This is a genomic window from Rhodospirillaceae bacterium, from assembly GCA_016712715.1.
Lineage (GTDB): Bacteria > Pseudomonadota > Alphaproteobacteria > Dongiales > Dongiaceae > Dongia.
In genome coordinates, this window is record JADJQM010000001.1 from 1,634,627 (window position 1) to 1,659,052 (window position 24,426).

General features: G+C 63.5%; 25 protein-coding genes and 2 pseudogenes. 10 read left to right on the forward strand and 17 right to left on the reverse strand.

The window, feature by feature from the left end; genetic code table 11:
- Position 1 precedes the first annotated feature (1 nt).
- The 3 genes from IPK59_07975 to IPK59_07985 all read right to left on the reverse strand — a co-directional run bounded on the left by IPK59_07975 (position 2) and on the right by IPK59_07985 (position 3,227).
- A complete protein-coding gene (locus tag IPK59_07975) occupies positions 2 to 1,006 on the reverse strand; it encodes an ABC transporter substrate-binding protein (protein ID MBK8158694.1) in 1,005 nt (334 codons plus the stop codon).
- An 86-nt stretch (positions 1,007 to 1,092) separates the two neighbouring features.
- Positions 1,093 to 2,415 carry a histidinol dehydrogenase gene (hisD, locus tag IPK59_07980; GenBank protein ID MBK8158695.1) on the reverse strand — a complete coding sequence of 441 codons (1,323 nt, stop codon included), beginning with the start codon at positions 2,413 to 2,415 and terminating at the stop codon, positions 1,093 to 1,095.
- A gap of 32 nt (positions 2,416 to 2,447) precedes the next feature.
- Positions 2,448 to 3,227 (reverse strand): glucose 1-dehydrogenase, encoded by a 780-nt coding sequence (locus tag IPK59_07985; protein MBK8158696.1) that lies wholly within the window; start codon positions 3,225 to 3,227, stop codon positions 2,448 to 2,450.
- Between the two features lie 62 nt (positions 3,228 to 3,289).
- Here IPK59_07985 and IPK59_07990 point away from each other — a divergent pair, with 62 nt between their 5' ends.
- The 8 genes and pseudogenes from IPK59_07990 to IPK59_08025 all read left to right on the forward strand — a co-directional run bounded on the left by IPK59_07990 (position 3,290) and on the right by IPK59_08025 (position 10,552).
- Positions 3,290 to 4,594, forward strand: a complete 1,305-nt coding sequence (locus IPK59_07990) for a hypothetical protein (protein MBK8158697.1) — start codon at positions 3,290 to 3,292, stop codon at positions 4,592 to 4,594.
- A gap of 83 nt (positions 4,595 to 4,677) precedes the next feature.
- Positions 4,678 to 5,124, forward strand: coding sequence for an Rrf2 family transcriptional regulator (locus tag IPK59_07995; GenBank protein MBK8158698.1), 447 nt, complete (start codon positions 4,678 to 4,680; stop codon positions 5,122 to 5,124).
- 122 nt (positions 5,125 to 5,246) lie between these two features.
- On the forward strand, positions 5,247 to 6,104 hold the full coding sequence (gene cysT, locus IPK59_08000) for a sulfate ABC transporter permease subunit CysT (protein MBK8158699.1): 858 nt from the start codon (positions 5,247 to 5,249) through the stop codon (positions 6,102 to 6,104).
- Positions 6,101 to 6,964 carry a sulfate ABC transporter permease subunit CysW gene (gene cysW / locus IPK59_08005; protein MBK8158700.1) on the forward strand — a complete coding sequence of 288 codons (864 nt, stop codon included), beginning with the start codon at positions 6,101 to 6,103 and terminating at the stop codon, positions 6,962 to 6,964. The genes cysT and cysW overlap by 4 nt, the downstream gene beginning before the upstream one ends.
- A gap of 20 nt (positions 6,965 to 6,984) precedes the next feature.
- Complete coding sequence (cysA, locus tag IPK59_08010; GenBank protein ID MBK8158701.1) at positions 6,985 to 8,034, forward strand: sulfate ABC transporter ATP-binding protein; 1,050 nt, start codon at positions 6,985 to 6,987, stop codon at positions 8,032 to 8,034.
- A gap of 11 nt (positions 8,035 to 8,045) precedes the next feature.
- Positions 8,046 to 8,876 carry a sulfite exporter TauE/SafE family protein gene (locus tag IPK59_08015; GenBank protein ID MBK8158702.1) on the forward strand — a complete coding sequence of 277 codons (831 nt, stop codon included), beginning with the start codon at positions 8,046 to 8,048 and terminating at the stop codon, positions 8,874 to 8,876.
- Positions 8,877 to 8,886: 10 nt separating this feature from the next.
- Positions 8,887 to 9,792, forward strand: a complete 906-nt coding sequence (locus tag IPK59_08020) for a Gfo/Idh/MocA family oxidoreductase (protein MBK8158703.1) — start codon at positions 8,887 to 8,889, stop codon at positions 9,790 to 9,792.
- An 11-nt stretch (positions 9,793 to 9,803) separates the two neighbouring features.
- A pseudogene (locus IPK59_08025) lies at positions 9,804 to 10,552 on the forward strand (SDR family oxidoreductase).
- Here the strand turns inward: IPK59_08025 and ureG are convergent.
- Genes ureG through IPK59_08060 form a run of 7 tightly spaced genes read right to left on the reverse strand, consistent with a single transcriptional unit; the run spans position 10,549 to position 15,582 of the window.
- A complete protein-coding gene (gene ureG / locus IPK59_08030; GenBank protein MBK8158704.1) occupies positions 10,549 to 11,205 on the reverse strand; it encodes an urease accessory protein UreG in 657 nt (218 codons plus the stop codon). The pseudogene IPK59_08025 and the gene ureG overlap by 4 nt on opposite strands.
- The gene (locus IPK59_08035) at positions 11,202 to 11,918 is read right to left on the reverse strand and encodes an urease accessory protein UreF (GenBank protein MBK8158705.1); all 717 of its coding nucleotides are present in this window, start codon (positions 11,916 to 11,918) and stop codon (positions 11,202 to 11,204) included. The genes ureG and IPK59_08035 overlap by 4 nt, the downstream gene beginning before the upstream one ends.
- On the reverse strand, positions 11,887 to 12,387 hold the full coding sequence (locus IPK59_08040) for an urease accessory protein UreE (GenBank protein MBK8158706.1): 501 nt from the start codon (positions 12,385 to 12,387) through the stop codon (positions 11,887 to 11,889). The genes IPK59_08035 and IPK59_08040 overlap by 32 nt, the downstream gene beginning before the upstream one ends.
- 11 nt (positions 12,388 to 12,398) lie before the next feature.
- Positions 12,399 to 14,108 (reverse strand): urease subunit alpha, encoded by a 1,710-nt coding sequence (gene ureC / locus IPK59_08045; GenBank protein ID MBK8158707.1) that lies wholly within the window; start codon positions 14,106 to 14,108, stop codon positions 12,399 to 12,401.
- A gap of 3 nt (positions 14,109 to 14,111) precedes the next feature.
- Positions 14,112 to 14,423 (reverse strand): urease subunit beta, encoded by a 312-nt coding sequence (locus IPK59_08050; protein MBK8158708.1) that lies wholly within the window; start codon positions 14,421 to 14,423, stop codon positions 14,112 to 14,114.
- 10 nt (positions 14,424 to 14,433) lie between these two features.
- Positions 14,434 to 14,736 (reverse strand): urease subunit gamma, encoded by a 303-nt coding sequence (locus IPK59_08055; protein MBK8158709.1) that lies wholly within the window; start codon positions 14,734 to 14,736, stop codon positions 14,434 to 14,436.
- Between the two features lie 12 nt (positions 14,737 to 14,748).
- The gene (locus tag IPK59_08060; protein MBK8158710.1) at positions 14,749 to 15,582 is read right to left on the reverse strand and encodes an urease accessory protein UreD; all 834 of its coding nucleotides are present in this window, start codon (positions 15,580 to 15,582) and stop codon (positions 14,749 to 14,751) included.
- 278 nt (positions 15,583 to 15,860) lie between these two features.
- On the opposite strand from IPK59_08060, the gene pncA reads away from it, so the two are divergent.
- The gene (pncA, locus tag IPK59_08065; GenBank protein MBK8158711.1) at positions 15,861 to 16,496 is read left to right on the forward strand and encodes a bifunctional nicotinamidase/pyrazinamidase; all 636 of its coding nucleotides are present in this window, start codon (positions 15,861 to 15,863) and stop codon (positions 16,494 to 16,496) included.
- On the opposite strand, the gene IPK59_08070 is transcribed toward pncA, so the two are convergent.
- The 7 genes and pseudogenes from IPK59_08070 to IPK59_08100 all read right to left on the reverse strand — a co-directional run bounded on the left by IPK59_08070 (position 16,493) and on the right by IPK59_08100 (position 23,348).
- Positions 16,493 to 17,041, reverse strand: coding sequence for a chloramphenicol phosphotransferase (locus IPK59_08070; protein MBK8158712.1), 549 nt, complete (start codon positions 17,039 to 17,041; stop codon positions 16,493 to 16,495). The two genes, pncA and IPK59_08070, sit on opposite strands and share 4 nt — an antisense overlap.
- On the reverse strand, positions 17,038 to 17,754 hold the full coding sequence (locus IPK59_08075; protein ID MBK8158713.1) for an ABC transporter ATP-binding protein: 717 nt from the start codon (positions 17,752 to 17,754) through the stop codon (positions 17,038 to 17,040). The genes IPK59_08070 and IPK59_08075 overlap by 4 nt, the downstream gene beginning before the upstream one ends.
- Positions 17,754 to 18,488, reverse strand: a complete 735-nt coding sequence (locus IPK59_08080; protein ID MBK8158714.1) for an ABC transporter ATP-binding protein — start codon at positions 18,486 to 18,488, stop codon at positions 17,754 to 17,756. Before IPK59_08080 ends, IPK59_08075 begins: the two co-directional genes overlap by 1 nt.
- On the reverse strand, positions 18,485 to 19,450 hold the full coding sequence (locus IPK59_08085) for a branched-chain amino acid ABC transporter permease (protein MBK8158715.1): 966 nt from the start codon (positions 19,448 to 19,450) through the stop codon (positions 18,485 to 18,487). Before IPK59_08085 ends, IPK59_08080 begins: the two co-directional genes overlap by 4 nt.
- Positions 19,447 to 20,326 (reverse strand): annotated as a pseudogene (locus tag IPK59_08090) (branched-chain amino acid ABC transporter permease). The gene IPK59_08085 and the pseudogene IPK59_08090 overlap by 4 nt, the downstream one beginning before the upstream one ends.
- Before the next feature lie 189 nt (positions 20,327 to 20,515).
- Positions 20,516 to 21,820: an ABC transporter substrate-binding protein gene (locus tag IPK59_08095; protein ID MBK8158716.1), complete on the reverse strand. Its 1,305-nt coding sequence runs from the start codon at positions 21,818 to 21,820 to the stop codon at positions 20,516 to 20,518.
- A gap of 130 nt (positions 21,821 to 21,950) precedes the next feature.
- Positions 21,951 to 23,348, reverse strand: coding sequence for a hypothetical protein (locus IPK59_08100; protein MBK8158717.1), 1,398 nt, complete (start codon positions 23,346 to 23,348; stop codon positions 21,951 to 21,953).
- Between the two features lie 223 nt (positions 23,349 to 23,571).
- On the opposite strand from IPK59_08100, the gene IPK59_08105 reads away from it, so the two are divergent.
- Positions 23,572 to 24,426: an FAD binding domain-containing protein gene (locus IPK59_08105; GenBank protein MBK8158718.1), complete on the forward strand. Its 855-nt coding sequence runs from the start codon at positions 23,572 to 23,574 to the stop codon at positions 24,424 to 24,426.

Sequence of the window (24,426 nt, forward strand, 5' to 3'; positions counted from 1 at the left end):
TTTAGAACGCCTCGACGAAGCGGGTGTCGATCAGCTTGGCAAGGTCGACATCGGCGCTGAGCAGGCCGGCCGAGAGGGCCGCCTTCTTAACTTCCGGCACGACCTTGTTGACGAAATCGCCGCTGAGCTGGGTCTTGTTCTCGCCGATCGTGTAATAGGTCACGCCGTCAAACGCGGTCGCCAGTTCCTCGGGCTTGGCGCCCACGGCTTCCGAGATGATGGCGCGGCCACCGGCGGTGTCGGCCTTGTAATCGGCAACCGAGGCGTCCCAGGCCTTGAGCAGGGCCAGAACCTGGCCCGGCTTTTCAGCGAGGAAATCTTCGCGCACGACGAAGACGTCGGAGATGAGACCCGGATTTTCGCCGGCCGAATACAGCATCTTCACCTTGGGATTCTGCTGCATGGCGAGTGTCAGGTAAGGCTCGTAGGTGACGGCGACCGGCACCTTGCCGGCGATGAGCGCGGAACCGGCGTCGGAGGCCGGCATCGGCACCTTCTGCACGTCATCGAGGGTCATGCCGTTCTGCGCCAAGGCGTAGTTCAGCAGGATATGGCTGGTGGTGCCTTCCTCGAACGCGACCTGCTTGCCCTTCAAATCGGCAATCGAGGCGATCGAGCCATCGGTGATCATGGCATCGGCGGTCATCGAGACGTCGAGCAAGGCGATGATCTTGATCGGCAGGCCGGCGGCGGCAAAGGCCATCGCGGTATGCGTGGCGATGTTGCCGCACTGGACCTGACCGGCTGCGAGCGCCGCATTGAGGTCGGCGTCGGTGTTGAAGTTGACGACTTCAACTTCCGGCAGGCCGGCTGCGGCGAAGAGGCCTTTCTTCGCGGCAATATGCCATTGGCCGTAACCGAGCCAGGGCTCGATCGCCATCTTGATGGCGCCGGCTTCGGGCGTCGTCGGAATGGCCTGGGCGAAGGCCGATTTGCTGATGCCGGTCATGGCGAGCGTCGCAGCGCCAGCCTGCAAGATCTGACGCCGATTGAAGGTCCAGTTCATGATTGTTCTCCCTGTCTGCACGTGGTTCCCCGTTCCGGCGGCGATAGTGATGGCCCGCCCGGAATATTGTCAAGCAAACGCCCCGACTACTTCAGCAGTTTGGTGCGAATCTCGGAAACCGCGTTGGCATGGGCGTCAAAACCCTCATAGGTCGCAAGCACGCGGGCGTGTCTGGCCAGTTCCGGATAGCCGGCCGAGGTCACGTAGCCCACCGAGATGCGCTTCATGTAGTCGAAGACCGAGAGCGGCGAATGGGTCATGGCGGCCCTGCTGGTCGGCAGCACGGCATTGGGGCCGAGCACGAAATTGCCCAGCGTCACCGGCGTGTGCTTGCCGAGCAGCACCTCGCCCGCATTCTCGATCCGGCCGAGATAGGCAAAGGGTTCATCGGACAGGATTTCCAGATGTTCCGGCGCGTAGTCGTTGATGAAGGCCATGGCGCTGTCGACATCGGGGGTCAACACCACGCCGCCACTACGTCCCATGAGGACGGCGGAGGAGAAGGCGACCCGCTGCTCCGACATCTTTGCCCAATAATCAGGCAGCGCCTTGATGGCGGCTTCGGCCACTTTGAGCGACGGTGTCACCAGATAGGCCGATGAATCCGGGCCGTGCTCCGCTTCGACCAGCAGATCGAGGGCGGCCAGGCGGCCATCCACCGTCGCGTCGGCGAAGATGATGGATTCGCTGGGGCCGGCCGGAATGCCGGGATCGATGACATCGGCCAGCAGCCGCTTGGCGGCCACGACATAGGGGCTACCCGGCCCAACGATCTTGGCGCATTTGGGCACGGTCTCAGTGCCATAGGCCACCGCCGCCACACCCTGCGCGCCGCCGCATTTATAGACCTTGTCGACGCCGGCGAGGCGCGCCGCCACGAGGGTCGCCGCGTCGATCTTGCCGTCCGGACCCGGTGGTGTGACGACGCAGATGTTCTTCACGCCGGCGACGACGGCGGGAATGGTCGTCATCATCACGACGCTGGGGAACGACCCCTTGCCGCGCGGCACATAGCAGGCAACCGAGGGGATGGGACGAAAGCGATCGCCGGCGAAGGCGCCGGGTCGCATCTCGTGGAGCCACATCTCCTCGGGCTTCTGGTCGGTGTGGAACTTGCGGATGTTGGCGACGGCGAATTCGATCGCGGCAATGACCTCGGGCTCCACTGCTTTGAACGCGGCGTCGAAATCCGATTGGGTCGCCGCGATCTCGCCTGCTTTCACTGGCGATTTATCGAACTCGTTGGCAAAGCGAGCCAGCGCCACATCGCCCTCTTCCTTCACCGCTGCGATGATCGGGCGGACGCGGTCGAGGAAGGGGCCGAGATCCGCCTCAGAGCGCTTGAGGAGGGTGCTGCGGGCCTCGGGGCTGAGGCGCGCGAGATCGTGCAGGTTGACGCTGCCGGCCATGGGCTTGTCCATTCAGTCAGATTCTGGGGAAGTCAGATCGAGGCAAGATAGCCACCGTCGACCGGCATGTAAATTCCGGTGACGTAGGCTGAGGCGTCGGAACTGAGGAAAATTGCCGCACCCACCAGATCATCGAGCTGCCCGAAGCGCTGCAGCGGGATCTTGGCCAGCATGGCGGCGGACCAATCGGCATTTTCATAGAACACGTCGGTGAGGGCCGTCCGGAAATAGCCCGGCCCCAGGCTGTTGACGCGGATGCCGAGCGGCGCCCATTCGGCGGAGAGCGCCCGCGTCATGCCGAGGAGGCCGCTTTTCGACGAGCCGTAGGGCACGGCGGTCGGCACGCCCACTTCCGAGGTCAGCGAGCACATGTTGAGGATCGAGCCGCCGTGCTTGGCCTGCTGCATCACCTTGGCTGCAGCCTGGGCGCAGAAGAAGGCACCCTTGAGGTTGGTATCAAGGATACGGTCCCACAGGGCCTCATCGACATCGAGCGACGGGCAGACCTGCTCAACGCCGGCATTGTTGATGAGGATGTCGAGTCCGCCCAGTGCCTGGGCGGCAGCAGCCACGCCGTCCCGGCAGGCGGTGACGTCGGAAACATCCATCGCGATGGCGACGCCGCCGGGAATCTTCGCGAGGGTTTCGTCGAGGCCGGCCTTGGTCCGCGCACTGACCGCGACCTTGGCGCCGGCCTGGGCCAGACCGATGGCGATGGCCTGGCCGATGCCGCGGCTGGCGCCGGTCACCAACGCGCGCTTGCCGTCTAGGCTGAAACGGGCCAGGACAGAATTGGTAGGATCGACTTTCATGGGAAGCCCGCGCTAGAAGTCAGAACTGAAGATCGCAGCATAGCCGAAAAGACCCGCCTGTCATGCCACTCCCCGCCCTTTCCGTTACCGCGCGCGCCAGATCGCTGGCCAAGGCCGGCGATCTCCTCGGAGCGGCACGCCTGATCGGCGGGCTCCTGCAGGACAAGTTCGACTTCACGGCCGAAGACATCCGCATCAATATCGATATCTACAGCCTGAATTCCCTGAACGGGTTCTTCATGGCGGCCGGCCAGCCCTATTTCTTCAAATTCCATCAGGAGGAGAATGAGGAGGCGATGGCCGGCGAATATTACCGCGCCGGCCTGCTGGCGGAGGCCGGGCTGCCGGTCGATCAGCCGATCCATGTTTCGACCGAACCCGGGGAGCAGATCCTGGTCTATCGCCGCCGCGACGATCGCCGCTTCGCCGATGTATTGAAAGAACTGGATTTCATCAACGACCGGGCGGCCATCGAGCGGGCCGTCGCGGCGGAACGGCGGCTCAATGAAGAACTGATGGCGGTCTATATGCGAACGCTGCATCCGATCGATTCCGCGCAATCGGCGGCGGAACCGATCCACCGCCTGTTCCAGGCACGGCTGGTCGATGCCGACAAGCCTGGAATCATCGGCGGGCGATTCGGCAGTTTCTATCGCGGCCAAAGGTTTGAGTTTCCCGGGGTGACCTTGTCCTGGGATGAACTGAAGGATTTGCAGATCGTCGTGAATGGCGTGCGCTACCGCGACACGCTGGAAACCTTGTTCAACGAGGCCTTCACGCAGCTCGCACCAGAGAACTTTGCCGGATCAGGTGGTGTCACCGCACATGGCGATGCGCATAACGCCAATGTCTGGTTTGAGGACCATGGGCCGGAGGCCCAATTGGTGATGTTCGACCCGGCCTTTGCGGGTCGCCATGTGCCGGCTTTGCTCGCCGAGGTGAAGACCACCTTCCATAATGTCTTCGCGCATCCGCTCTGGCTTTATGACCCGGCCGCGGCCGCCACGCGCTATCAGGCGAGGGCGCGGCGCGCCGACGACATGCTGGAGATCGAAACGGATTGGCACCCGAGCCCGGTCCGCCTGGCGCTGCTCGATGCCAAGATCGATCTGCTGTGGCGCCCGCTCCTCCGCGCGTTGGCGGCGCAGAACCTGCTGCCGGCAAATTGGCGGCGGCTTATCCAACTTGCCCTGTTCCTCTGCCCGACCTTGGTCATGAATCTGCGCGCCGGCAGCGGCACCCACAATCCTGTCTCATCGGCGATCGGCATCGCCACTGCGGTCGCTATGGGGAGCGATCCGGTCAGCGGCCAGGGGTTGATTTCACCATTCCTGGACAGACTCACATCGGTCGGCGATAAGTCCTGATCACAAGGTCGATATTGATGTCCCGAATGCTTGACATTTCCATTCCAAGACATATTCTCTAGTTACCCTATAGAGATTTCAGAATGCTGTCGCAAAAAGCCAAATACGCCATGCGGGCCCTGCTCTATCTAGCCCAGGCAAAATCCGAAGAACCGGTCGGGATCGCCGAAATTGCTGCCAAACAGGCCGTGCCGCGCAAGTTCCTGGAGCTTATCCTCTTGGAACTGAAGCGAAATGGCTTCGTGCAGAGCTTTCGCGGCAAGCATGGCGGCTACGCCCTGGCGAAGTCCCCGGAAGATATTCACTTTGGTGAGGTCATTCGCCTCATCGATGGTCCGCTCGCCGCTTTGCCCTGCGCCAGCCTCACCGCCTATCGCCGCTGCGTCGATTGCGAGGATGAGGCGACCTGCGTCATCCGCCGGATTCTGAAGCAGGTGCGTGACGCCTCCTCCGGCATCCTCGACCGCACCAGCCTGTCAGACGTGCTCGATGGCCGAGCGGCGGAACTCGTCATGGGAGACGGAATCTAGCATCCGGGGCGGGGTCAATTTCCCACCGTTTTTTGGGCAAATACACTAGTAAGAAGATAGATATAATCGCCCTTGGCTGAGGCCTATGGCCAAGGCTGGGACTGCTGTTTCATGGGTGGGTGATGACCGCACAAGCCGGCATTTTGGGGAATTGGAAACGACCGAGCGTCTTGCCGGGATTCGGCCTGACCTTGGGCTATGTCCTCTTCTATCTCAGCATCATTGTCCTGCTGCCGCTGGCTGCCCTGATCATGCGCCCGGCCGAACTGGGCCTTGCGGGATTCTTCGACACGGTGACGACGCCGCGTGTGCTGGCCAGCTTGCGCGTCAGTTTCGGCACGGCGGCGATCGCGGCCCTCATCAAAGGCGTGTTAGGGTTGATCATCGCCTGGGTCCTAGTTCGCTATGAATTTCACGGCAAGCGCCTGATCGATGCCTTCGTGGATCTGGCCTTCGCCTTGCCGACGGCGGTTGCCGGCATCGCGCTCACGACACTTTATGCGCCCAATGGCTGGATCGGGTCGTTGTTGACGCCGCTGGAAATCAAGGTCGCCTTCACCCCGCTCGGCATCGTCATCGCCCTCATCTTCATCGGCCTGCCTTTCGTGGTGCGCACGGTGCAGCCGGTGCTGCTCGATTTCGAGGCGGAGTTGGAGGAAGCCTCGGCCAGTCTCGGTGCCAACCGGCTGCAGGTCTTTGTCCTGGTCATCCTGCCTTCGATCATGCCGGCGCTCCTGACCGGCATCGCGCTGGCGTTCGCGCGCGCGGTCGGTGAGTACGGCTCGGTCATCTTCATCGCCGGCAACATGCCGATGAAATCCGAAATCGCCCCGTTGCTGATCGTCTCCAAGCTGGAGCAGTTCGACTATGCGGGCGCCGCCGCCATCGCCGTCGTCATGCTGGCCATCTCCTTCGTCATGCTGCTGGTGCTCAACATGATCCAGCGCTGGGCGCGGCGGCACGAGGATCGTTCACGATGAGCAGTTCCACGCGCATCAGCAAGCCCCTCGCCCTGCAGGACCCGGCGATCGTGCGCTGGGGCCTCATCGGCCTCGCCCTCGGCTTCATCATCCTGGTCCTGTTCCTGCCGCTCATCTCCGTCTTCCTCGAAGCGTTGCGGCATGGGCTTGGCGCCTATTTCGCCGCCGTTGTCGAGCCTGATGCCCGCGCGGCGATCCTCCTCACGCTTCAAGTGGCAGCGATCGCCGTCCCCCTCAACATCGTCTTTGGCCTCGCCGGTGCCTGGGCGATCGCGAAATTCGAGTTCCGCGGCAAGAGCATCCTCCTCACCCTGGTCGACCTGCCCTTTTCGGTCTCGCCGGTCATCTCCGGTCTCATCTATGTACTGCTCTACGGCGCCCATGGCTGGTTTGGGCCGACTCTGGACGCCTGGGGTATCAAGGTGATCTTCAACATCACCGGCCTGGTGCTGGCGACCGTGTTCGTGACCTTCCCCTTCGTCGCGCGCGAGCTCATCCCGCTCATGCAGGAACAGGGCACCGAGGAGGAAGAGGCCGCCATCTCGCTGGGTGCCAGCGGCTGGCAGACCTTCCGCCTGGTGACATTGCCCAACGTCGCCTGGGGCCTGCTCTATGGCGTGTTGCTGTGCAATGCGCGTGCGATGGGCGAGTTCGGCGCCGTCTCGGTGGTATCCGGCCATATCCGCGGCCAGACCAACACGATGCCGCTCCATGTCGAGATTCTCTACAACGAATATGATTTCGTCGGCGCCTTTGCCGTCGCCTCGCTGCTGGCATTGCTGGCGCTGGTGACCCTGGCTGCCAAATCCTTCCTGGAATGGCGCTACGGCGACCGGCTCAGCGGCGGCCGGGCTCACTGATGGCGCAAGAGGAGACACCCATGGGCCTGCTGGCACAAGGCATCGTCAAGACATTCGGCACCTTCAAGGCGCTGGGCGGCATCGACCTCGACATCGCCAAGGGCGAATTCGTGGCGCTGCTGGGCCCAAGCGGCTCCGGCAAGACGACCTTGCTGCGCATCCTCGCCGGTCTCGATCAACAGGATGACGGCACGGTCCTGTTCAATGACGAGGACATGACCGGCCGCAAGCTACGCGAGCGGCGCGTCGGTTTCGTGTTCCAGCACTACGCCCTGTTCAAGCATATGACAGTCGCCGAGAATATCGGCTTCGGCCTGCGTGTGCGCCCACGCGACCGCCGCCCGGACAAGGCCGAGATCAACCGCCGCGTCGACGAGCTGCTGCATCTGGTGCAGCTCGATCGCTTAGGGGACCGCTATCCCAGCCAGTTGTCCGGCGGCCAGCGGCAGCGCGTGGCGCTGGCCCGGGCTCTGGCCATCGAACCTTCTGTCCTCCTGCTCGATGAACCGTTCGGCGCGCTCGATGCCAAGGTGCGCAAGGAATTGCGGCGCTGGCTGCGGCGGCTGCATGAAACCATGGGCCTCACCAGCATCTTCGTGACCCACGACCAGGAAGAAGCGCTGGAACTGGCCGACAAGGTCGTCGTCATGAATAACGGCCTCATCGAACAGGTGGGGACACCGGAAGCGGTCTATCACAAGCCCGAGACCGCCTTCGTCTATGAGTTCCTGGGCGGCGCCAACCGCGTCCCCTGCGAGATCAGCAACGGCATAGTCCGGATCGGCAGCACGGTCATTCCTGTCACTGAGGCCGGCAACCGCCGGGACGGTACGGGTATCGCCTATGTGCGGCCGGAAGAGATCAGACTGGGGATCGAGGGCGGTTCGGGCGTGCCGGCCATCGTCCAGCATGTCTTTCGCGCCAGTCCCTTGCCGCGCGTCGAAGTGCAATTGGTTGATACCCACCTCTCCCTTGACGTAACCTTGCCGCCGGAAAGTGCCGGCGCACAGATCGCAAAGGGACAGCGGGTGACGGTGAGCTTCGAGAAGTTCAACGTTCTGCCCGCCTGATTGTGGGGATCATGGACCTGCCAAGCCACCTCGGCGGCGAAATCTGGTTGCTCGTTGGCCTTCTGGCCCTGGCCGGCTGCGGTTCCGGCTTCCTCGCCGGCATGCTGGGTGTGGGTGGCGGCATCGTCGTGGTGCCGGCGCTGTTCCAGGTACTGATCGCCTTCGATGTTCCCGATGATCTGCGCATGCATATCGCCGTCGGCACATCGCTGGGCTCGATCGTGCCCACCTCGATCATCTCGCTCCGCGCCCATAACAAGCGCGGTGCCATCGATTGGGCCCTGCTGAAATCCTGGGCGCCGTGGATCGCCCTCGGCGTCATCCTGGGATCCTTCATCGCCAGCGAAGTGCGCGGCACCACCCTCACCCTGATCTTCGCGATCATGAGCTTGTTGGTCGCAAGCTATCTCGCGATCGGGCGCAGCGACTTCCATCTCACCGACAAACTGCCGGGAACACCGATCAAGCAACTGATCTGCCTTTTCATCGGCGGTGTCTCCGCGATGATGGGAATCGGCGGCGGCAGCCTGTCGGTCCCGGCAATGACGCTCTGCTCCTATCCGATCCGCCGCGCGGTGGGGACGGCGTCGGCGATCGGCCTGATCATCGCCGTGCCGGGAACGCTCACCTTTGTCGTCACTGGCTGGCATGAAAGCGCCCTGCCCATCGCGTCGCTGGGCTATGTCAATCTGCTGGCGGTGGCGGCATTGGTGCCGAGCAGCTTGATCTTTGCGCCCATCGGCGCGAAGGTCGCCCACACCGTGCCGCAAATCGTGCTGCGCCGGTGCTTTGCCGCCTTTCTGCTGCTCACCTCCCTCCGCATGTTCTATTCGCTGACCTGAAGGCAATCCCATGAAAAGCTATGGTTTCGGTATCATCGGTCTCGGTGTCATGGGGCAGGAAATGGCTGAGCTGCTCAATGCCCATCCGCGTTTTCATGTCGTGGCGGGAAATGATCCGGCACGCCCGAATGTGCCGTTTCCGCTCCTGAGCGATGCCGCGGCCGTCGTGAATGATCCGCGCGTTGACGCCATCTATACCGCGACACCGCCGGCCCATCACGAGGCGATCGTGCGCCTCGCCGCCTTGGCGAAGAAGCCGATCTTCTGCGAGAAGCCGCTCTCCTCCAGCGCCGCCTCGGCGAAAGTATGCTGCGATCTGGTGGCGAGCGCCGGCATTCCGGCCGCGATCAACTTCTCCTTCGCCGCCCGCGACGTGCCGGTACGCATCGCCCGCGTCGTGAAAAGCGGCGCGCTGGGCAGGATCGAAAGTGCGCATCTCCGCGTCCGCTTCGGGCAATGGCCGCGCAGCTGGCAATCAGGCGCCGGCGCCTGGCTGGCCGGACCGGCGGAAGGCGGCTTCACCCGCGAGGTGATTTCGCATTTCGTATTCCTCGCCAACCGCCTGTTCGGCCCGGGGTCGTTGGTGGGCAGCGAGGTCACGCGCGGCCCGGCCGGCACGGAGACCAAGCTCACGGCCACAATCCAGCATCCGATGATCCAGTTCACAATCGATGCCGGCATCGGCGGCAAGGTTGACGATGACAACCGCTTCACCGTCAACGGCAGTGCGGGTGAAATATCGCTCGTCGATTGGAGCAAGCTCGATTACGCGGGCGATGCGGGTCCTGCCCTGCCGCCATCCTCGCAGCTTGATGCACTCGCCGATCTTCTCGACGGCAAGCCGAACGAGACCGCGACATTTGCCGAAGGACTGGCTGTGGTCGAGCTCATAGAGGCAATGCTCGCCGGCAAATAGGAAGAAGAACCATGACCTTCGCTTTCAAGAACAGCCGGGTGATCGTTACCGGCGGCAGCCGCGGCATCGGTCGTTCGATTGCGCTGGGCTTTGCCGAAGCCGGCGCCGATGTCGATCTGTGCACGCGGTGCTGCCGCACCTGGAGATCACGCGCAAGGAACTCGCGGCGCTCGGCCACAAGGCCCATGCCGCCACCTGCGATCTCGCGCAGGAAGCGGCCATCAAGAGCTATGTCGGCGAGGCCGCAGCCGCCTTGGGCGGTGTCGATATCCTGGTATGTAATGCGTCCGGCATCGACAACACCGGCGACAATTGGGCCGATTGCTTCAATGTCGACGTCATGGCGGCGGTGCGCGCTGCCGCTGCTGCCGAAGCCTTCCTCGCCAAATCAAAGGCTGGCGCCATCATCAACATCACCTCGATCTCCGGCATGATGCCGTCTGCCCAGGATCCGGCTTACGCCGCGGCGAAGGCAGCACTCATCAACCTCACCAGCTCACAGGCCGTGCGCCTCGCCGCACAGAAGATCCGCGTCAACGCCGTGGCACCTGGTTCGGTGGATTTCCCCGGTGGATATTGGGATCGCTGCCGCACCGAAACACCGGATATCTATGCCGAGGTGCGCGACAGCATTCCGTTCAAGCGCTATGGCGCACCGGATGAGATCGCCAATGCGGTGCTGTTCCTCGCCTCGCCGCTGGCCAGCTGGATCACCGGCCAGACACTGGTGGTCGATGGTGGCCAGGTGCTGCGGGGCTAGCTCCAATCCTGCAGCGCGGGCAGTTGCTCCACGAACACGGCCTTGCGCTTGGGCATGCCCCCCAGTTCCAGGATCAATTCGATGATCCGCTCCAGGCCAAGCCCCACGCGCATATTGGCGAAGACAAAGGGCTTTTCTCCACGCTGCTTCTTGGCATCCGTCGCCATCACGTCGAGATCGGCATGGACGATGGGGGCGAGGTCAACCTTGTTGATCACCAGGATGTCGGAGCGCGTGATGCCCGGCCCGCCCTTGCGTGGGATCTTGTCGCCGGCGGAGACGTCGATCACATAGATGGTGAGGTCGGCGAGTTCCGGCGAGAAGGTGGCGCTGAGATTGTCGCCGCCCGATTCCACGAACAGCAGTTCCAGTTTTGGAAATCGGCCGACAAGATCATCGACCGCGGCGAGATTGATCGAGGCGTCCTCGCGGATCGCGGTATGCGGGCAGCCGCCGGTTTCGACACCGGAGATGCGCGCGCTCGCCAGCACGCCGGCGCGGTTGAGGAAGGCCGCATCCTCGCTGGTATAGATGTCGTTGGTGATGACGGCGATGTCATAGGTTTCGGCCAGGCAGCGGCACAGACGTTCGAGCAGGGCCGTCTTGCCGGAGCCGACCGGGCCACCGATGCCGATGCGAATGGGAAGGGTCATGAGCGGAACAACCTCGTATATTGGGTTTCATGTTTCATGCTGGACCAGTCGACGGCGAGCGCGCTGCCGCCAAGATCGTCGAGAGAGAGCGGCAAAAGCGTCTGCACATAGTCGATGATGCGTGGCTCGAGGCTCGCCACGATGCGCAGGCCGTCGCTCTGGCCCAGCGGCACGAGGCGTATGCCGGCCGAGATGAGATTGTTGGCGAAGGCGGTGAGATAGGCTTCGAGTGCCATCGCGTCGGGAATGCCGGCGACCGCACTGAGACAACCGACAATGACCGGATAGGTGAGCTGGCAACGGGCGAGCGCCATCACGGGTTCGGCTGTCGCATAAGCCGGCCAGCCGCTGCTGACCGCACGCAGGAAGGCCGTGCCCTGCGCGGTTGCTTCCTGGGCGAGTTCCGCGGTGCCGCGCAGGGCCGCTGCCTGATGGGCGATGGCGACAAGATCGTCAAAGGGCGGCCGCAAGGCAGCACGATGCGCAGCCAGCAGAAACAGCCCGTCATTGCGACCGGCACCGAAGCGCAAGGTTCCATCGACCCAATCCATAAGGCTCGCCGCATCACGCACCAGGCCGGCCTCGATCGCATATTCGAGCCCATGGGAATAGCTGAAGCCGCCGACCGGGAAGGCAGGCGACAGCCAGGTCAGCAGGCGCGTGGCCGTGCCGACGCCTGTGTCAGTGGGTGTGGGTATGCGGTCCATGTTCATGATCGTGATGGGTGGCGTCGCCGCCGGCATAGGCGCCGCCTTCCGGATGGAACGGCGCCTGGACGGTGGTGAGTTCCGCGCCGAGGCCTTTCAGCATCGTGCGCAGGACCGCGTCGTCGACCAGGCGGAGCGCGTTATCGCCGACCATTTCGGCCGCCGTGTGGCGGTTGCCGACATGCCAGGCGAGGCTGGCGAGATGTTTCGCGTCCTTGGCGCGGGCTTCGAGCAACGTCTCGACCGCCGCGACCACCTTGATGAAGCCGTGGCCCATCAACTGCAGACCGTCGCCATCAGCAAGGCGCATCGGCCGTTCGAGATCGAGCAGGAAGGGCTTGGCGCTGTCATCGGCGAGACGGATGCGCCGTCGGCAGCGATCGGCATAGATGAGGGTGACGGTACCGACCATCTGCGCCGCCGGCCAATAGCCGGACGGGATGATGGCGGTGGCGCGTTTGAGATCATCGGTCATGAGGGTCATCGTCAGAACAGGAAATAGCGCTGCGTCATCGGCAACTCCGCCGCCGGCTCGCAGGTCAGCAGCTTGCCGTCGGCACGCACTTCATAGGTCTCGGGATCGACCTCGATATCCGGCATGGCGTCATTGAGGATCATGTCCTTCTTGGAGATGTTGCGCGTGTTCTGGACCGCCACCAATTGCCGCTGCAGGCCGAGACGGCTGCCGACACCTTGATCGAGGGCGGCGGCGCTGAGGAAAGTCACGGCGCATTCCTTGAGCGCGCCGCCGAAGGCGCCGAACATCGGGCGGTAATGGACCGGTTCCGGTTTCGGAATCGAGGCGTTGGGATCGCCCATGGGTGCCGCGATGATCATGCCGCATTTCAGCACCATGTCCGGCTTCACGCCGAAGAAGGCCGGGCGCCACAGCACGATATCGGCGAGCTTGCCCACCGCGATCGAACCGATCTCCGCCGACATGCCCTGCGCCACAGCCGGGTTGATCGTGTATTTGGCGATGTAGCGCTTGACGCGGTAGTTGTCGTTTTCGGCCGGATCGCCGGAAAGACTGCCGAACTGCGCCTTCATCTTATGCGCGGTCTGCCAGGTGCGGATGATCACCTCGCCCACCCGGCCCATCGCCTGGCTGTCCGACGACATCATGCTGATGGCGCCCATGTCGTGCATCAGATCCTCAGCAGCGATCGTCTCGCGCCGGATGCGGCTTTCGGCAAAGGCGATGTCTTCGGGGATGCGCGGGTCAAGATGGTGGCACACCATCAGCATGTCGAGATGTTCGTCGAGAGTGTTGACGGTGAAAGGCCGCGTCGGATTGGTGGATGACGGCAGCACATTGGGCAGGCTGCACAGCTTGATGATGTCCGGCGCATGGCCGCCGCCCGCCCCTTCGGTGTGATAGGCGTGGATGACGCGGTTCTTGAACGCCGCCACCGTGCGCTCGACGAAGCCGGATTCATTCAAGGTATCGGTATGGATCGCGACCTGAACGTCCATCGCATCGGCAACCGACAGGCAATTGTCGATGGCGGCCGGTGTGGTGCCCCAATCCTCATGCAGTTTCAGCCCGCAGACACCGGCCTGCACCATTTCGATGAGCGCGTCCGGCTTTGACGTGTTCCCCTTGCCAAGCAGGCCGATATTGACAGGCACACCTTCCAGCGCCTGCAGCATGCGTCCGATATGCCAGGGGCCTGGCGTGCAGGTGGTGGCGGAGGTGCCCTCGGCCGGGCCGGTACCGCCGCCCACCATGGTGGTGATTCCGGAATTGATCGCCTCTTCCGCCTGCTGCGGGCAGATCCAGTGAATGTGGGAATCGACGCCGCCGGCCGTGAGGATGCGCCCTTCACCGGCGATGATCTCCGTGCCCGGCCCGATGATGATATCGACGCCGGGCTGCGTGTCGGGGTTGCCGGCCTTGCCGATGGCGGCGATGCGGCCGCCCTTGATCGCCACATCGGCTTTGATGATGCCCCAATGATCGACGATCACGGCATTGGTAATGACGGTGTCGACAGCTCCTTCAGCCCGCGTCCGCTGCGATTGCGCCATGCCGTCGCGGATCGATTTGCCGCCGCCGAATTTAGCCTCCTCGCCCGGAATGCCGAGGTCGCGCTCGATCTCGATGATGAGGTTGGTGTCGGCCAGCCGCAGGCGGTCGCCCGTGGTCGGGCCGTAGGTAAGGCCATAGGAGCCGCGATCCATCCGGTAAGCCATGTCTCAGCCCTCCAGCTTGCCGTCGACGAGACCGCCGAAGCCGTAAATGATGCGGTCGCCGCCGATGGCGACCAGATTGACCTCGCGGCTCTGTCCCGGTTCGAAGCGTACCGAGGCACCGGACGGGATATCGAGGCGGAAGCCGCGGGCGGCCGCGCGGTCGAAGGTCAGCGCCGTGTTGGTTTCAAAGAAATGGAAATGGCTGCCGACCTGGATCGGCCGGTCGCCGCTGTTGGCAACACGGATCGTCACGGTGGGGCGGCCTTCGTTGAGCACGATCTCGCCAGGTTTGGTCAACATTTCGCCGGGTATCATGTTCGCCCCCTCAGCGGATCGGGTGATGGACGGTAACGAGCTTCGTCCCGTCCGGAAAGGTCGCTTCGACCTGAACCTCGTGCAGCATCTCAGCAATGCCGTCCATCACCTGGGCCCGGGTGATGACAGTGGCGCCATCGCGCATGAGATCGGCGACCGACCTGCCATCGCGTGCGCCCTCGACGATGTAGTCGGAGATGAGGGCGATGGCTTCCGGATGGTTGAGCTTCACGCCGCGCTCAAGCCGGCGCCGTGCCACGATCGCCGCCATGGAGATGAGCAGTTTGTCCTTTTCACGCGGGGTCAGGCGCATGGGCGCAATCCTTCAGGCATGCCAGAATGTCGGCAGGTTGACGGGCAGGCCGCGCGCCGAGGCACGCAGGCCCATCCACAGAGCGGCGTAAGACGGCCGGATATCGGAAGCATCGTCCGCCAGCCAGCGTACCAGCAGCACATCGTTGACGATCGTGGCAGCGGCGCGCATGGCGTTGTTGGCGGCGTTGAGTTTCCCGCGCACCCAATCGAGTGCCTGTTTGAGGTTGGCGCCGACATGGATCAGCATGGCACTGGCACGCGCACCGGCGAGTGCCGTGGGGTGGCCCAGCATTGCCGTGAGATCCGCATCTGCTGCATGGAAGGTGTCGGCCCAGGCGAGTTTGCCGTCACGGGCGATCCGCCAGCCGTCATGGATGAGGCCATGGGTCAATTCCTCGCCGCGCGCCTGGCGGCCGAAAGCGAGAATCTCGCCCGCCAGAGCAGCACTGCCCGGCGCCATCGAGAGTGTCGTGCGGCGGCGCATGCGGGCGCCGTCGAACAGGATCGTTTCCTGCGGTAGCCATTCCAGCCACGCGTCGCGCTTAAGATCGAGCCGCACATCGATGAGCGTCTCGGCGCCGGTCGAGCGGTAGAGCTTCTCCGCAGCCTGGCCGATCGCCATCACGCCAGCGCCTTCGCCGACCTCAATGGCGATGGACAGGCGATCTCCGCCGGTGAAGCCGCCGCAGGTCGCGGTGATGGCCGTGACCGGCAGGCCCATATTGGGGCAATGCGGAAACAGCGCGCGCATCGGTGCGCGCTGGTCGAGATGGACGAGCCGCGTATTGGCCGGCGACGGACCGTCGGCAGCGCCGGCAAATCTGATATCGAGGCTGCCCTCCATCTGCGCGATCCGCCCCACCCTGAATTTTGCCCAAGCGCCAATGGCCGCTTACCAGGCAGCCGCCACCTCAACGCAAGAGCGGTGCCAGACGGTATGTCGCTACGAACTCCCGGAAATCAGGCTGTTAAGGCTGGTTGTCGACTGACTCTGCGCAGAAATTGGGCAGCCCAGGCCAAGTCTGCTCAAATTGACGCCAGCATCCCTGCTCGCTTGGAAGGAAAGCCGTGCTTGTCCTATGATGAAGCAGCCACGCAGCGACCTACGCCAGGAGATCGATTTTGACCGCAGCCAGTGCCGAAACCGACGCGCTCATCGTCATCGACGTGCAGAATGATTTCTGCCCCGGTGGCGCCTTGGCTGTCGGAGGCGGCGACGAAATCGTGCCATTGGTCAATCGTCTGATCAGTGCCAGCCCGCATGTGGTGCTGACCCAGGATTGGCATCCCGCCGGCCATTCGAGCTTTGCCAGCACTCACCCTGGTCAAGCCCCTTTCGGCAGCGTTGAGCTGCCCTATGGCGCGCAGACTCTGTGGCCGGATCATTGCGTGCAGGGAACCAACGGCGCCGAGTTTCATAGTCGCCTTGCCTGGACCAAGGCCGAACTTGTCATCCGCAAGGGCTTCCGCCCGGCGATCGACAGCTATTCCGCCTTCTTCGAGAATGATCGCGTGACGCCGACCGGTCTTGCCGGGTATCTGCGCGAACGTGGTCTCACCAAGCTGACCCTGGTCGGGTTGGCCACGGATTTCTGCGTCGCCTATTCGGCGCTGGATGCGCGGCGTCTCGGCTTTGAGACGCAGGTGGTGATGGATGCCTGCCGCGCCATTGATCTTGGCGGCTCGCTCAAGGAGGCGGTGGCGAAGATGCAGACGGCCGGCGTGAAACTCACGGAATCGGCGGCCCTTGCGGCCTAGAGTCCGAACTTCCGCTTGATCGCGCCAGCGCATTCAAGCGGCGTGCCCTTGCTGGTGTCGATCTCAAGATCGTAGGTCATGTCTTTGTGGACCTTGTCGAATTGCCAGCGGGCGAGGCCGATCAGGCGATCGCCGCGCTGGCGTTCGCGTTGCTCAAGCACATCGAGCGGTGCAAAGACGCCGACCCAATATACCTCGTAGGGTGCAAGCAATTGCCGGTATTCGGTTTTTTCGGACCCCAGCAGGACCTCGTCGACGATCATGTCATTGCCCTCGGCGGCCATCGCGGCGATGGCGTGGCGCATGCCGCGCAGGAGCCGTTGACCGATGGCGCCGGTCTTGATGACGACCGAGGGGTGGCCGTTCTCCTCGATGGTTTCGAAGATGAAGCCGTCCGGATGGTCGAAATAGGCGGCCGGCAGCATCTCGCAGAAGACGTCCATCGAGACGTGCAGGAAGGGCGTTTCCGTCAGCGTTTGCAGGGCCTTGGCGATGGAGCCCTTGCCGGCGCTCCCCACCCCGTTGAGGATGATGATGCGCGTCATCGCGCAGCCTTCCTAACACCGACGCCGACATATTGATGGAGCAGGCTGGGATCGGCATGTATCTGTTCTGGCGAGACGATTTCGGCGGAGCGGCCGTTCTCGATGAAGGCGATGCGGTCGGCGACGTGGAGGGCTGATTCAACGCGCTGTTCGACCAGAATCGTGGCGACGCCGGCTTCCTTGAGCTTGCCGACGATTTCCAGAATTTTGTTGATCATCAAGGGCATGAGGCCCTCGGTCGGCTCGTCGAGCAGCATGATTTTGGGTTCGACGCAGAGCGCGCGGGCGGTGGCCAGCATCTGCTGTTCGCCGCCGCTCAGCGTGCCCGCTCGTTGCTGTAAGCGGTTGGCCAGAATGGGAAAAAGATCGAGGACGCGGGCGCGTGTGGCAGCTCCCCGGTTGCGGGTCATGAGGCCGATCTTCAGGTTTTCATCGACCGTGAGGTCGGAAAACAGGCGCCGGCCCTGGGGCGTGTAGCCGATGCCCTGCTTCGCCACGTCATGGGGCGGCAGTGACGTTAATTCGACATTGTCGAATTTTATGCTCCCTTGGCGTACACTTATCAGGCCCATAATGGCCTTTAATGCGGTGGTTTTGCCGGCGCCGTTGCGCCCGAGCAGGCACAGCACCTCGCCCGGGGCGAGGTCGAGCGAAAAATCGCGCAGGACCTGCACATGGCCATAGAAGCAGTTGATGCGATCGACCTTCAGCATCAGGTCCCCAGATAGGCGCGTTGCACGTCAAGATTGGCCATGATCTCGTCCGGCGTCCCTTCGGCAAGGAGGGTGCCGTTGTTCATGACGGTGATGCGGTGGGCAAGTTCCATCACCACGTCCATATTATGCTCAATGAGGAGGATGGTGGCGCCGGCCGCGATCTCCTTCACCAGGCGGCAGAAGTCGGCTATCTCCTGTTCGGAGAGGCCTTGCGTCGGTTCGTCGAGGATCAGCAGCTTGGGCTGCAAAGCGAGCCCCATCGCCACTTCCAGCAATCGCTGATGCCCGTAGGAAAGCTCGCCCGCCAGTTCCGCGGAACGTGTCAGCAGGCCAACGCGGTGCAGGGCGCTGTCGACAGCCGCAGTCACCTCGGCAGGATCGGGCCGGTACCAGATGGCGCGGCCCTTGCTGAGGCTGCGTTGTACGGAGAGCGCCACATTGTCGAAGCAGCTGAGATTGCGGAACACGCTGGTGATCTGAAAGGTGTAGACGATGCCGCGCAACACGCGGTCCCAGGGTCGAAGGGCGGTGATGTCCTCGCCTTCGAACAGGATGGCGCCGGAACTGGGTTCGACACGGCCGGAGATCATGCTGACGAAGGTGGTCTTGCCGGCACCGTTGGGGCCGATGATGGCGCGGATCTCGCCCTGGCGCAGGTCGAGATCGATGCCGGCCACGGCGTGGATGCCGCCGAAGCTTCGGGTCAGTGCCTGGGTGCTAAGGAAGGTCATGGGATCCAGCCCCACCAGCGGGCGCGGATGGTGCCGGCGATGCCCTTGGGGAACCAGAGGACGAGCAGCACCAGCATCACGCCGACGACGATCATGTAGCTGGACGTATGGTCGCGGGAGATTTCGATGAGATAGAACATGAGCAGGGTGCCGATGACGGGGCCGACCACCGTGCCGACGCCGCCCAGCAGTACCCAGAGCAGCGGATAGATCGAATATTGGATGGCGGCGAAACTGGAGCCGACATAGCCGAAGAAGAGAACATAGGCGGCCCCGGCGGCACCCGAGAGCAGGCCCGAGAGAGAAAGGGCCAGCAGCTTGTAGTGGCGGGCATCGTAGCCCAGCATCCGGGTGCGTTCCTCATTCTCGCGGATGGCGACGAGTACGCGGCCGATCGGCGAGCGGACCAAAGCGAGGCACAGGACCAGCGCGCCGGTAAAGAGCGACAAGGCAAGATTGTAGCGCAGCGTGGGATTGGTGAGGTCGACATGCCAGCCCAGGAGATCGAAGCCGCGTGCGGCCTGGGTCAGGGTCAGCCCTTCATCGCCATGAGTCACGTCATTGAAATAGAGCGTCACCAGGAAGGCCGCTTGCGCGAACATCATGGTGACGATCATGAAGGCGACACCCGTGGTGCGCAGGGCAATGAGTCCGATGAGCGCTGCCAGGACGAAGCCGGCGCCGCTGCCGATGACAAAGGCCAGGACCGGATGGAGGGCAAAATAATAGACGCCCATCCCGGCGCCATAGAGGCCGGCGGCAAAGAACATGGCATGGCCAAGACTGAGTAGGCCCGTATAGCCGACGAGGATGTTGTAGCCCATGGCGTAGGTCGCCAGCACCATGATGCTGGTGAAATTGGTGTGGTCGTAATCCGGCAGCAGGAACTGAAGGGCGAACAGCACCAGGACCACGCCGCCATGAAGCGCCAGCACGCGCAGCCTTTTGTCCGTGCCGATCATCGCGCCTTGCCCCCGAACAGGCCGTTCGGCATGAACACGAGGACCAGCGCCACAGCCAGGGTCGCGATGATCTTGGCCAATGTCGGCGAGAAGAAGACGGAGATGATGCCGTCGCTGATGCCGATGACGAAGGCGGCGATGATCGTGCCCTTGAGGCTATCCAAGCCGCCGATGATGACGACGATGAAGGAGAGGAGCAGCGGATCGAGGCCCATCAGATAATGAGCCTGCTGCAGCGGGACCACCAGCACGCCGGCGACCGCGGCCAGCATGGCACCCAGGGCAAAGACCGCGGCATAGACGCGCTTCACCGGCACGCCGAATGCCTGCGCCGTCTCGCGGTCGAACTGGGTTGCGCGCATGATGAGGCCGAATTTCGTGCGCGTGACACCGTACCAGGCGGCAAGCAGCAGCAGCGACGCGGCCCCCACCGCCACCAGCTTGTAGCCGGAATAGCCGAACCAGGGGAACACGATGCGGAACTGGATCGGCGCCACCACCGGCCGCGCATCCGGGCCATAGATGCTGAGCACAAGCTGCTGGAGGATGTAGAGGCCCGATGGTGGCAACGATGGTGGCTTCCGGCTCGTAGTTCAGTCGCCGCAGCACCAGCGCGTCGGCCGCCACGGCGATGGCGCCCACGGCGAGGGGTGCACCGACCAGCGCCAGCATGAAGCCCCAGAATGGCGCATCGGGGACCAGCGAGGTGATCCACCAGGCGATGACCGCGCCCAGCATGAAGAATTCACCATGCGCCACATTGACGATGCGCATGACGCCGAAGACGAGCGAGAGACCCAGCGCCGTCACGGCGAGAACAAACGCCGCCACGCAACCTTCCAGCAAAGCCAATAGGAGATGGGGACCTAGATCCAAGGGTGATTGTCCTGGCAGGAATGACTGGGTTTGGGAATCTCGCTTAAGTACCCCTCACCCCAACCCCTCTCCCCGCAAGCGGGGCGAGGGGCTATTTGCCGGACCCGATGGAAACTCCCTCGCCCCGCGCCAGCCGACGATGGTCGGCATTCGCCTCCGGGCGGGGAGAGGGTTGGGGTGAGGGGCAAACTACAGCGGCTGCTTCGTGTAGTCGGTGTCGTTTTCGTAGAGACCGTCTTCGCTCGAGGTCTGGTGGACCACGTTCAGCTTCTGCCCTTCGACCTTCGAGATGAATTGATGGCCATAGCATTGATGCCGCTTGCCATTGAAGGTCTTGTCACCTTGCGGATGCTCGTTGCCGGCGGGGAATGCCGTCATCGCCTCGACCGCCTCGATGAGCGCGCCCTTGTCGGCGGCCGATTTGTAGCCGCTGGCCTCGACCGCCTGCTTGATCGTGTAGAGCGTTTCCCAGCAGCCGAACATGTGCGAGTAGGTGGCGATGTCCTTGGGATCATCCAAGCTGGCGCCGTTCGCATCGACGCCGACCTTTTCGCGGAAGAACTTGTCATGCGGCGTCTGATTGGCCCCGGCATAGCGCGGATTGGCTTCCCAGAAATAGGTCCCGTCGAGGAATTCGAGGCCGGGGCTCGCAAGATCGACCGCTTCGAGGGAATCGATGAAGCCGAAGATCTGCGGGCGCTTCGAGCCGAAATGCTTGCCCATTTCCTTGACGAAGGTGAGCACGCCCGGCCCTACCATGACGTGATAGATCACCTCGGTGTCGGCCGGAATCTGCGGGAAGTACTTGGTATAGGAGGTCTCGGTCGGCGGAATCGCCAGCAGGGCCGCGATGCTGCCGCCCTGCTTCTCGATGGCTGCCGAGAAGAAGTCGCGATGATCGTGGCCGAAGGCGTAGTCCGGGAAGATCATGGTGACCTTCTTGCCGAGATTGCCGGCGATCCACGGCGCCATGCTACTCACCTGCGAGCGGACATCGGTGATGCCGGGCTGGAAGACATAGCGGTTGAGAGCGCCGGAGGCGACGTGATAGCCCTCGCTCACCACGAAATAGGGCATCTTGAGTTCGCCGGCGCGGGGCGCCGAGCCGATCACGACATGCGAGAAGAGAGTCCCGAAAACAAAATCGACCTTGTGCTGGCTGGCGAATTTCTCGACCACCTCGGCACCGCGCTTGGGGTCCGTGCCGTCATCCTCGGTGATGATCTCGATCTGACGGCCGGCGATGCCGCCAGCTTCATTGATCAACTTCGCGGCGGCCTGGGTGGTGCGGTCGTACCAGCGGCCATAGCCGGCGCCGATGCCGGTGCTGTGCAGCTGGAAGCCCAGCTTCAAGGGTTCGGATGTCTGTGCCTGGGCGTAGCGCACATAGCCCGGCGAGAGGGCGAGCGCACTGGCGGCACCGAGGGTCTTGAGGGCGGAACGTCTTGTGATCAGGCTCTTTTTTCCGCCGATGAGCGGCGTCTTCTGATTCATAGCACTACTCCCTGTCGTGAGTGGATCGCAGAATCAACATGCTTTTCTTCGGTCTTATGACGACCGTTTGCATACAAATAATCTCCCAACTAAATCACGTGATCGGCAAAAACTCAACCGGCGACGCGAATCAACCGGCGACAGGCGCAGAGAGCAGCCAGAGGCCGAACAAGGTGTAGAGCACCATGAGCGCCGCCAGCGGCACCTGGCCAAATGGCGCGCGCCAGCCGGTGCCGCCCAGCCGCATGCAGAGGATGTGCGCCACGGCAACGGCGACGAGATGGCCAGCCACCACCGCGCCTGCCTGCAGGTTCCAGATCATCACCACCGAATGATAGTTGCTCAGGAAGGAGGTCGTGACATAGCTCCGCTCCAGGCCCAACAAATTCCAGCCGCGGCCGAGCGGGTCGGACAAAGCCAGCGCCGCATATTGCATATCGACCAGCAGCACCGTGAGGTAGTGCGAAAAATGATAGGCGAGCGATATCGGGATGATGCTGACCACGAGAATGCCGCCCGCGCGGCCCGCCGGCAGCGCCGGATTGATGAGACGGCCGAGACCCACCACCAGCAGATAGGCCAACGCCAAGATTGCCCAAGTACCGAAGAGGCCGATGCTGTTGAGTTCCGTCACGGCGCTGCGGCCGGGGAATTCCAGGGGATTGATACCGCCCTGGTCCAGCCACCAGAAAGTCTTGGCGAGGCCGTCGAAGGAGACGGCGCTGAGCGTCAACAGCACGAACAGCACGCCGCTCAAAGGCATGGCTGGGAGCTTGAACAAGCGGCTGCCCGGCAGGACGAGATAGAAGCGGCGATGGTTGGGCCGCGCGTTATCCGCCGCCACCGGGTCGAGCGGCGAGAGATGGGCGATGAGGCGCAGGAAGACGCTGAAGGGATCGGCGCGTGCCAGCCAGACATCACCGCCGAACAGCACCATGCCGGCAAGTGTCAGGACGGCATAGAGCAGGACGGCGATGGCAAGGCGCACCGGATCATCAGGGGCGAGGTCGACCAGTTCGAACCAGGCGAAGCCGCCGAAGCCGAGGAGTGCCGGCCAATAGCCGAGCCGGTCGGGATAGGGGAGCGAGGGCTCCCCACGCCGCAGAAGGTGCATGATCAGCCGGTAAGGCGCCATCCAGGGGTTGAGCCGGTGCCAGAGATCGCCCAACAGGGCCTGGATGAAGGTAAAGCCCACCCACCAGAGCGACCAGATGAAGACCGGCAGCGGGTTGAGACGCGGATCGGCGCTGCCGAAGATGCCGGCGAATAGAAGCAGGAGCAGCAAAGCGAAGCTGAGGGCGCTGCAAAGACCCTGCGACGGAAGCCGGATCTCACCCAGATCGAGGCGCGCGGCGGCCAGGCGCTCCAGGGGTCTTGTCGGAAGCAGGAAGACGAGGATGAAGGAGACGAGGACCGCGAGCGTGCCGCCGGCGAGATAGTAGCCGGTGGGGAGGAGCAGCACGAATCCGCCGCCACCGGTATGGGCGAATGCCGGCCAGGCGGTGGCGCAGAGCCAGGCCAGGACCATGAAGAAGACCCGCCGGCGGGGGTTATGGGGCCTGTCTCTGTGCATCTGCCTGCCTGGAAAGGCGCCATTCTTCTGGGATTCGCACCCTCGGCGCAATCGGCAAACTAGGCCCTTGACGCTTCGCCCGGTCGGCGGGACAATTATTTGCATACAAATGAATTCGACCGGGGTCATTTCCGGCCGGACTCGCCGTCGACCGCCCTGTGAGAGGAACCCAGCCTGCATGTTTTTGCAGCCGGCATCGCTGAAGGCAGCCATCGATCTTCTCGCGCAGCATCGGGGCAGGCTGCTGGCCGGCGGCACCGACTTTTTCCCGGCGCTCGGCCAGACGGCGGTGCGTGACCCGCTGATCGACATTTCGCGCCTGCCGGAGCTGCGGGCGATCTCGGTTGGAACGGAATCGATCCGCCTGGGTGCTGCCAGCAGCTGGAGCGAGATCGTGGCGGCACCGCTGCCCAGCGGTTTCGACGCGCTGAAGGAAGCGGCGCGTGAGATCGGCTCGGTCCAGATCCAGAACCGCGGCACCATCGGCGGCAATCTGTGCAACGCTTCGCCCGCCGCCGACAGCGTACCGCCCTTGCTGACGCTGGATGCGCGGGTCGAGCTTGCCTCGCCACGCGGCCAGCGTGAGGTGCCGCTCCAGTCCTTCATCCTTGGCAACCGACAGACGGCGCTGGCGCCAGACGAGATCGTCACGGCCATCCTGGTGCCGCGCGCCAATGGCGACCTCATCAGCCATTTTTCCAAGCTGGGCGCCCGGCGCTATCTGGTCATCTCGATCGCCATGATCGCTGTGGCACTGCGACGCCATGCCGATGGCGCCATCGCCGATGCCAGGGTCGCGATCGGGTCCTGTTCGGCGGTCGCCCAGCGCCTGCCGGAGCTGGAAGCGGCGTTGATCGGCAGTCGGTCGGTGATCGATATTGCAGATTGCGTGACGGCAGGGCGCCTTGCGAGGCTGACGCCGATCGACGATGTGCGGGCAAGTTCCGCCTATCGGCGCGATGCGGCCGCGATCCTCATCCGCCGCGCCGTGCAGGATTGCTACGAATTGCGCAGCAAGACAGGCGGGCGCTGA

Coding starts and splice junctions, on each gene's coding strand:
- IPK59_08070 (MBK8158712.1), bottom strand. CDS start 17,041: ATGACGCGCATCATCATCCTCAACGGGGTGGGGAGCGCCGGCAAGGGC.
- IPK59_08020 (MBK8158703.1), top strand. CDS start 8,887: ATGAAAAGCTATGGTTTCGGTATCATCGGTCTCGGTGTCATGGGGCAG.
- IPK59_07985 (MBK8158696.1), bottom strand. CDS start 3,227: ATGAAAGTCGATCCTACCAATTCTGTCCTGGCCCGTTTCAGCCTAGAC.
- IPK59_08035 (MBK8158705.1), bottom strand. CDS start 11,918: ATGAACATGGACCGCATACCCACACCCACTGACACAGGCGTCGGCACG.
- IPK59_08015 (MBK8158702.1), top strand. CDS start 8,046: ATGGACCTGCCAAGCCACCTCGGCGGCGAAATCTGGTTGCTCGTTGGC.
- IPK59_08105 (MBK8158718.1), top strand. CDS start 23,572: ATGTTTTTGCAGCCGGCATCGCTGAAGGCAGCCATCGATCTTCTCGCG.
- IPK59_08100 (MBK8158717.1), bottom strand. CDS start 23,348: ATGGTCCTGGCCTGGCTCTGCGCCACCGCCTGGCCGGCATTCGCCCAT.
- cysA (MBK8158701.1), top strand. CDS start 6,985: ATGGGCCTGCTGGCACAAGGCATCGTCAAGACATTCGGCACCTTCAAG.
- hisD (MBK8158695.1), bottom strand. CDS start 2,415: ATGGCCGGCAGCGTCAACCTGCACGATCTCGCGCGCCTCAGCCCCGAG.
- IPK59_07975 (MBK8158694.1), bottom strand. CDS start 1,006: ATGAACTGGACCTTCAATCGGCGTCAGATCTTGCAGGCTGGCGCTGCG.
- IPK59_07995 (MBK8158698.1), top strand. CDS start 4,678: ATGCTGTCGCAAAAAGCCAAATACGCCATGCGGGCCCTGCTCTATCTA.
- IPK59_08055 (MBK8158709.1), bottom strand. CDS start 14,736: ATGCGCCTGACCCCGCGTGAAAAGGACAAACTGCTCATCTCCATGGCG.
- IPK59_08050 (MBK8158708.1), bottom strand. CDS start 14,423: ATGATACCCGGCGAAATGTTGACCAAACCTGGCGAGATCGTGCTCAAC.
- ureG (MBK8158704.1), bottom strand. CDS start 11,205: ATGACCCTTCCCATTCGCATCGGCATCGGTGGCCCGGTCGGCTCCGGC.
- IPK59_08080 (MBK8158714.1), bottom strand. CDS start 18,488: ATGACCTTCCTTAGCACCCAGGCACTGACCCGAAGCTTCGGCGGCATC.
- IPK59_08095 (MBK8158716.1), bottom strand. CDS start 21,820: ATGAATCAGAAGACGCCGCTCATCGGCGGAAAAAAGAGCCTGATCACA.
- IPK59_07990 (MBK8158697.1), top strand. CDS start 3,290: ATGCCACTCCCCGCCCTTTCCGTTACCGCGCGCGCCAGATCGCTGGCC.
- cysT (MBK8158699.1), top strand. CDS start 5,247: ATGACCGCACAAGCCGGCATTTTGGGGAATTGGAAACGACCGAGCGTC.
- IPK59_08085 (MBK8158715.1), bottom strand. CDS start 19,450: ATGATCGGCACGGACAAAAGGCTGCGCGTGCTGGCGCTTCATGGCGGC.
- ureC (MBK8158707.1), bottom strand. CDS start 14,108: ATGGCTTACCGGATGGATCGCGGCTCCTATGGCCTTACCTACGGCCCG.
- cysW (MBK8158700.1), top strand. CDS start 6,101: ATGAGCAGTTCCACGCGCATCAGCAAGCCCCTCGCCCTGCAGGACCCG.
- IPK59_08040 (MBK8158706.1), bottom strand. CDS start 12,387: ATGACCGATGATCTCAAACGCGCCACCGCCATCATCCCGTCCGGCTAT.
- IPK59_08075 (MBK8158713.1), bottom strand. CDS start 17,754: ATGCTGAAGGTCGATCGCATCAACTGCTTCTATGGCCATGTGCAGGTC.
- IPK59_08060 (MBK8158710.1), bottom strand. CDS start 15,582: ATGGAGGGCAGCCTCGATATCAGATTTGCCGGCGCTGCCGACGGTCCG.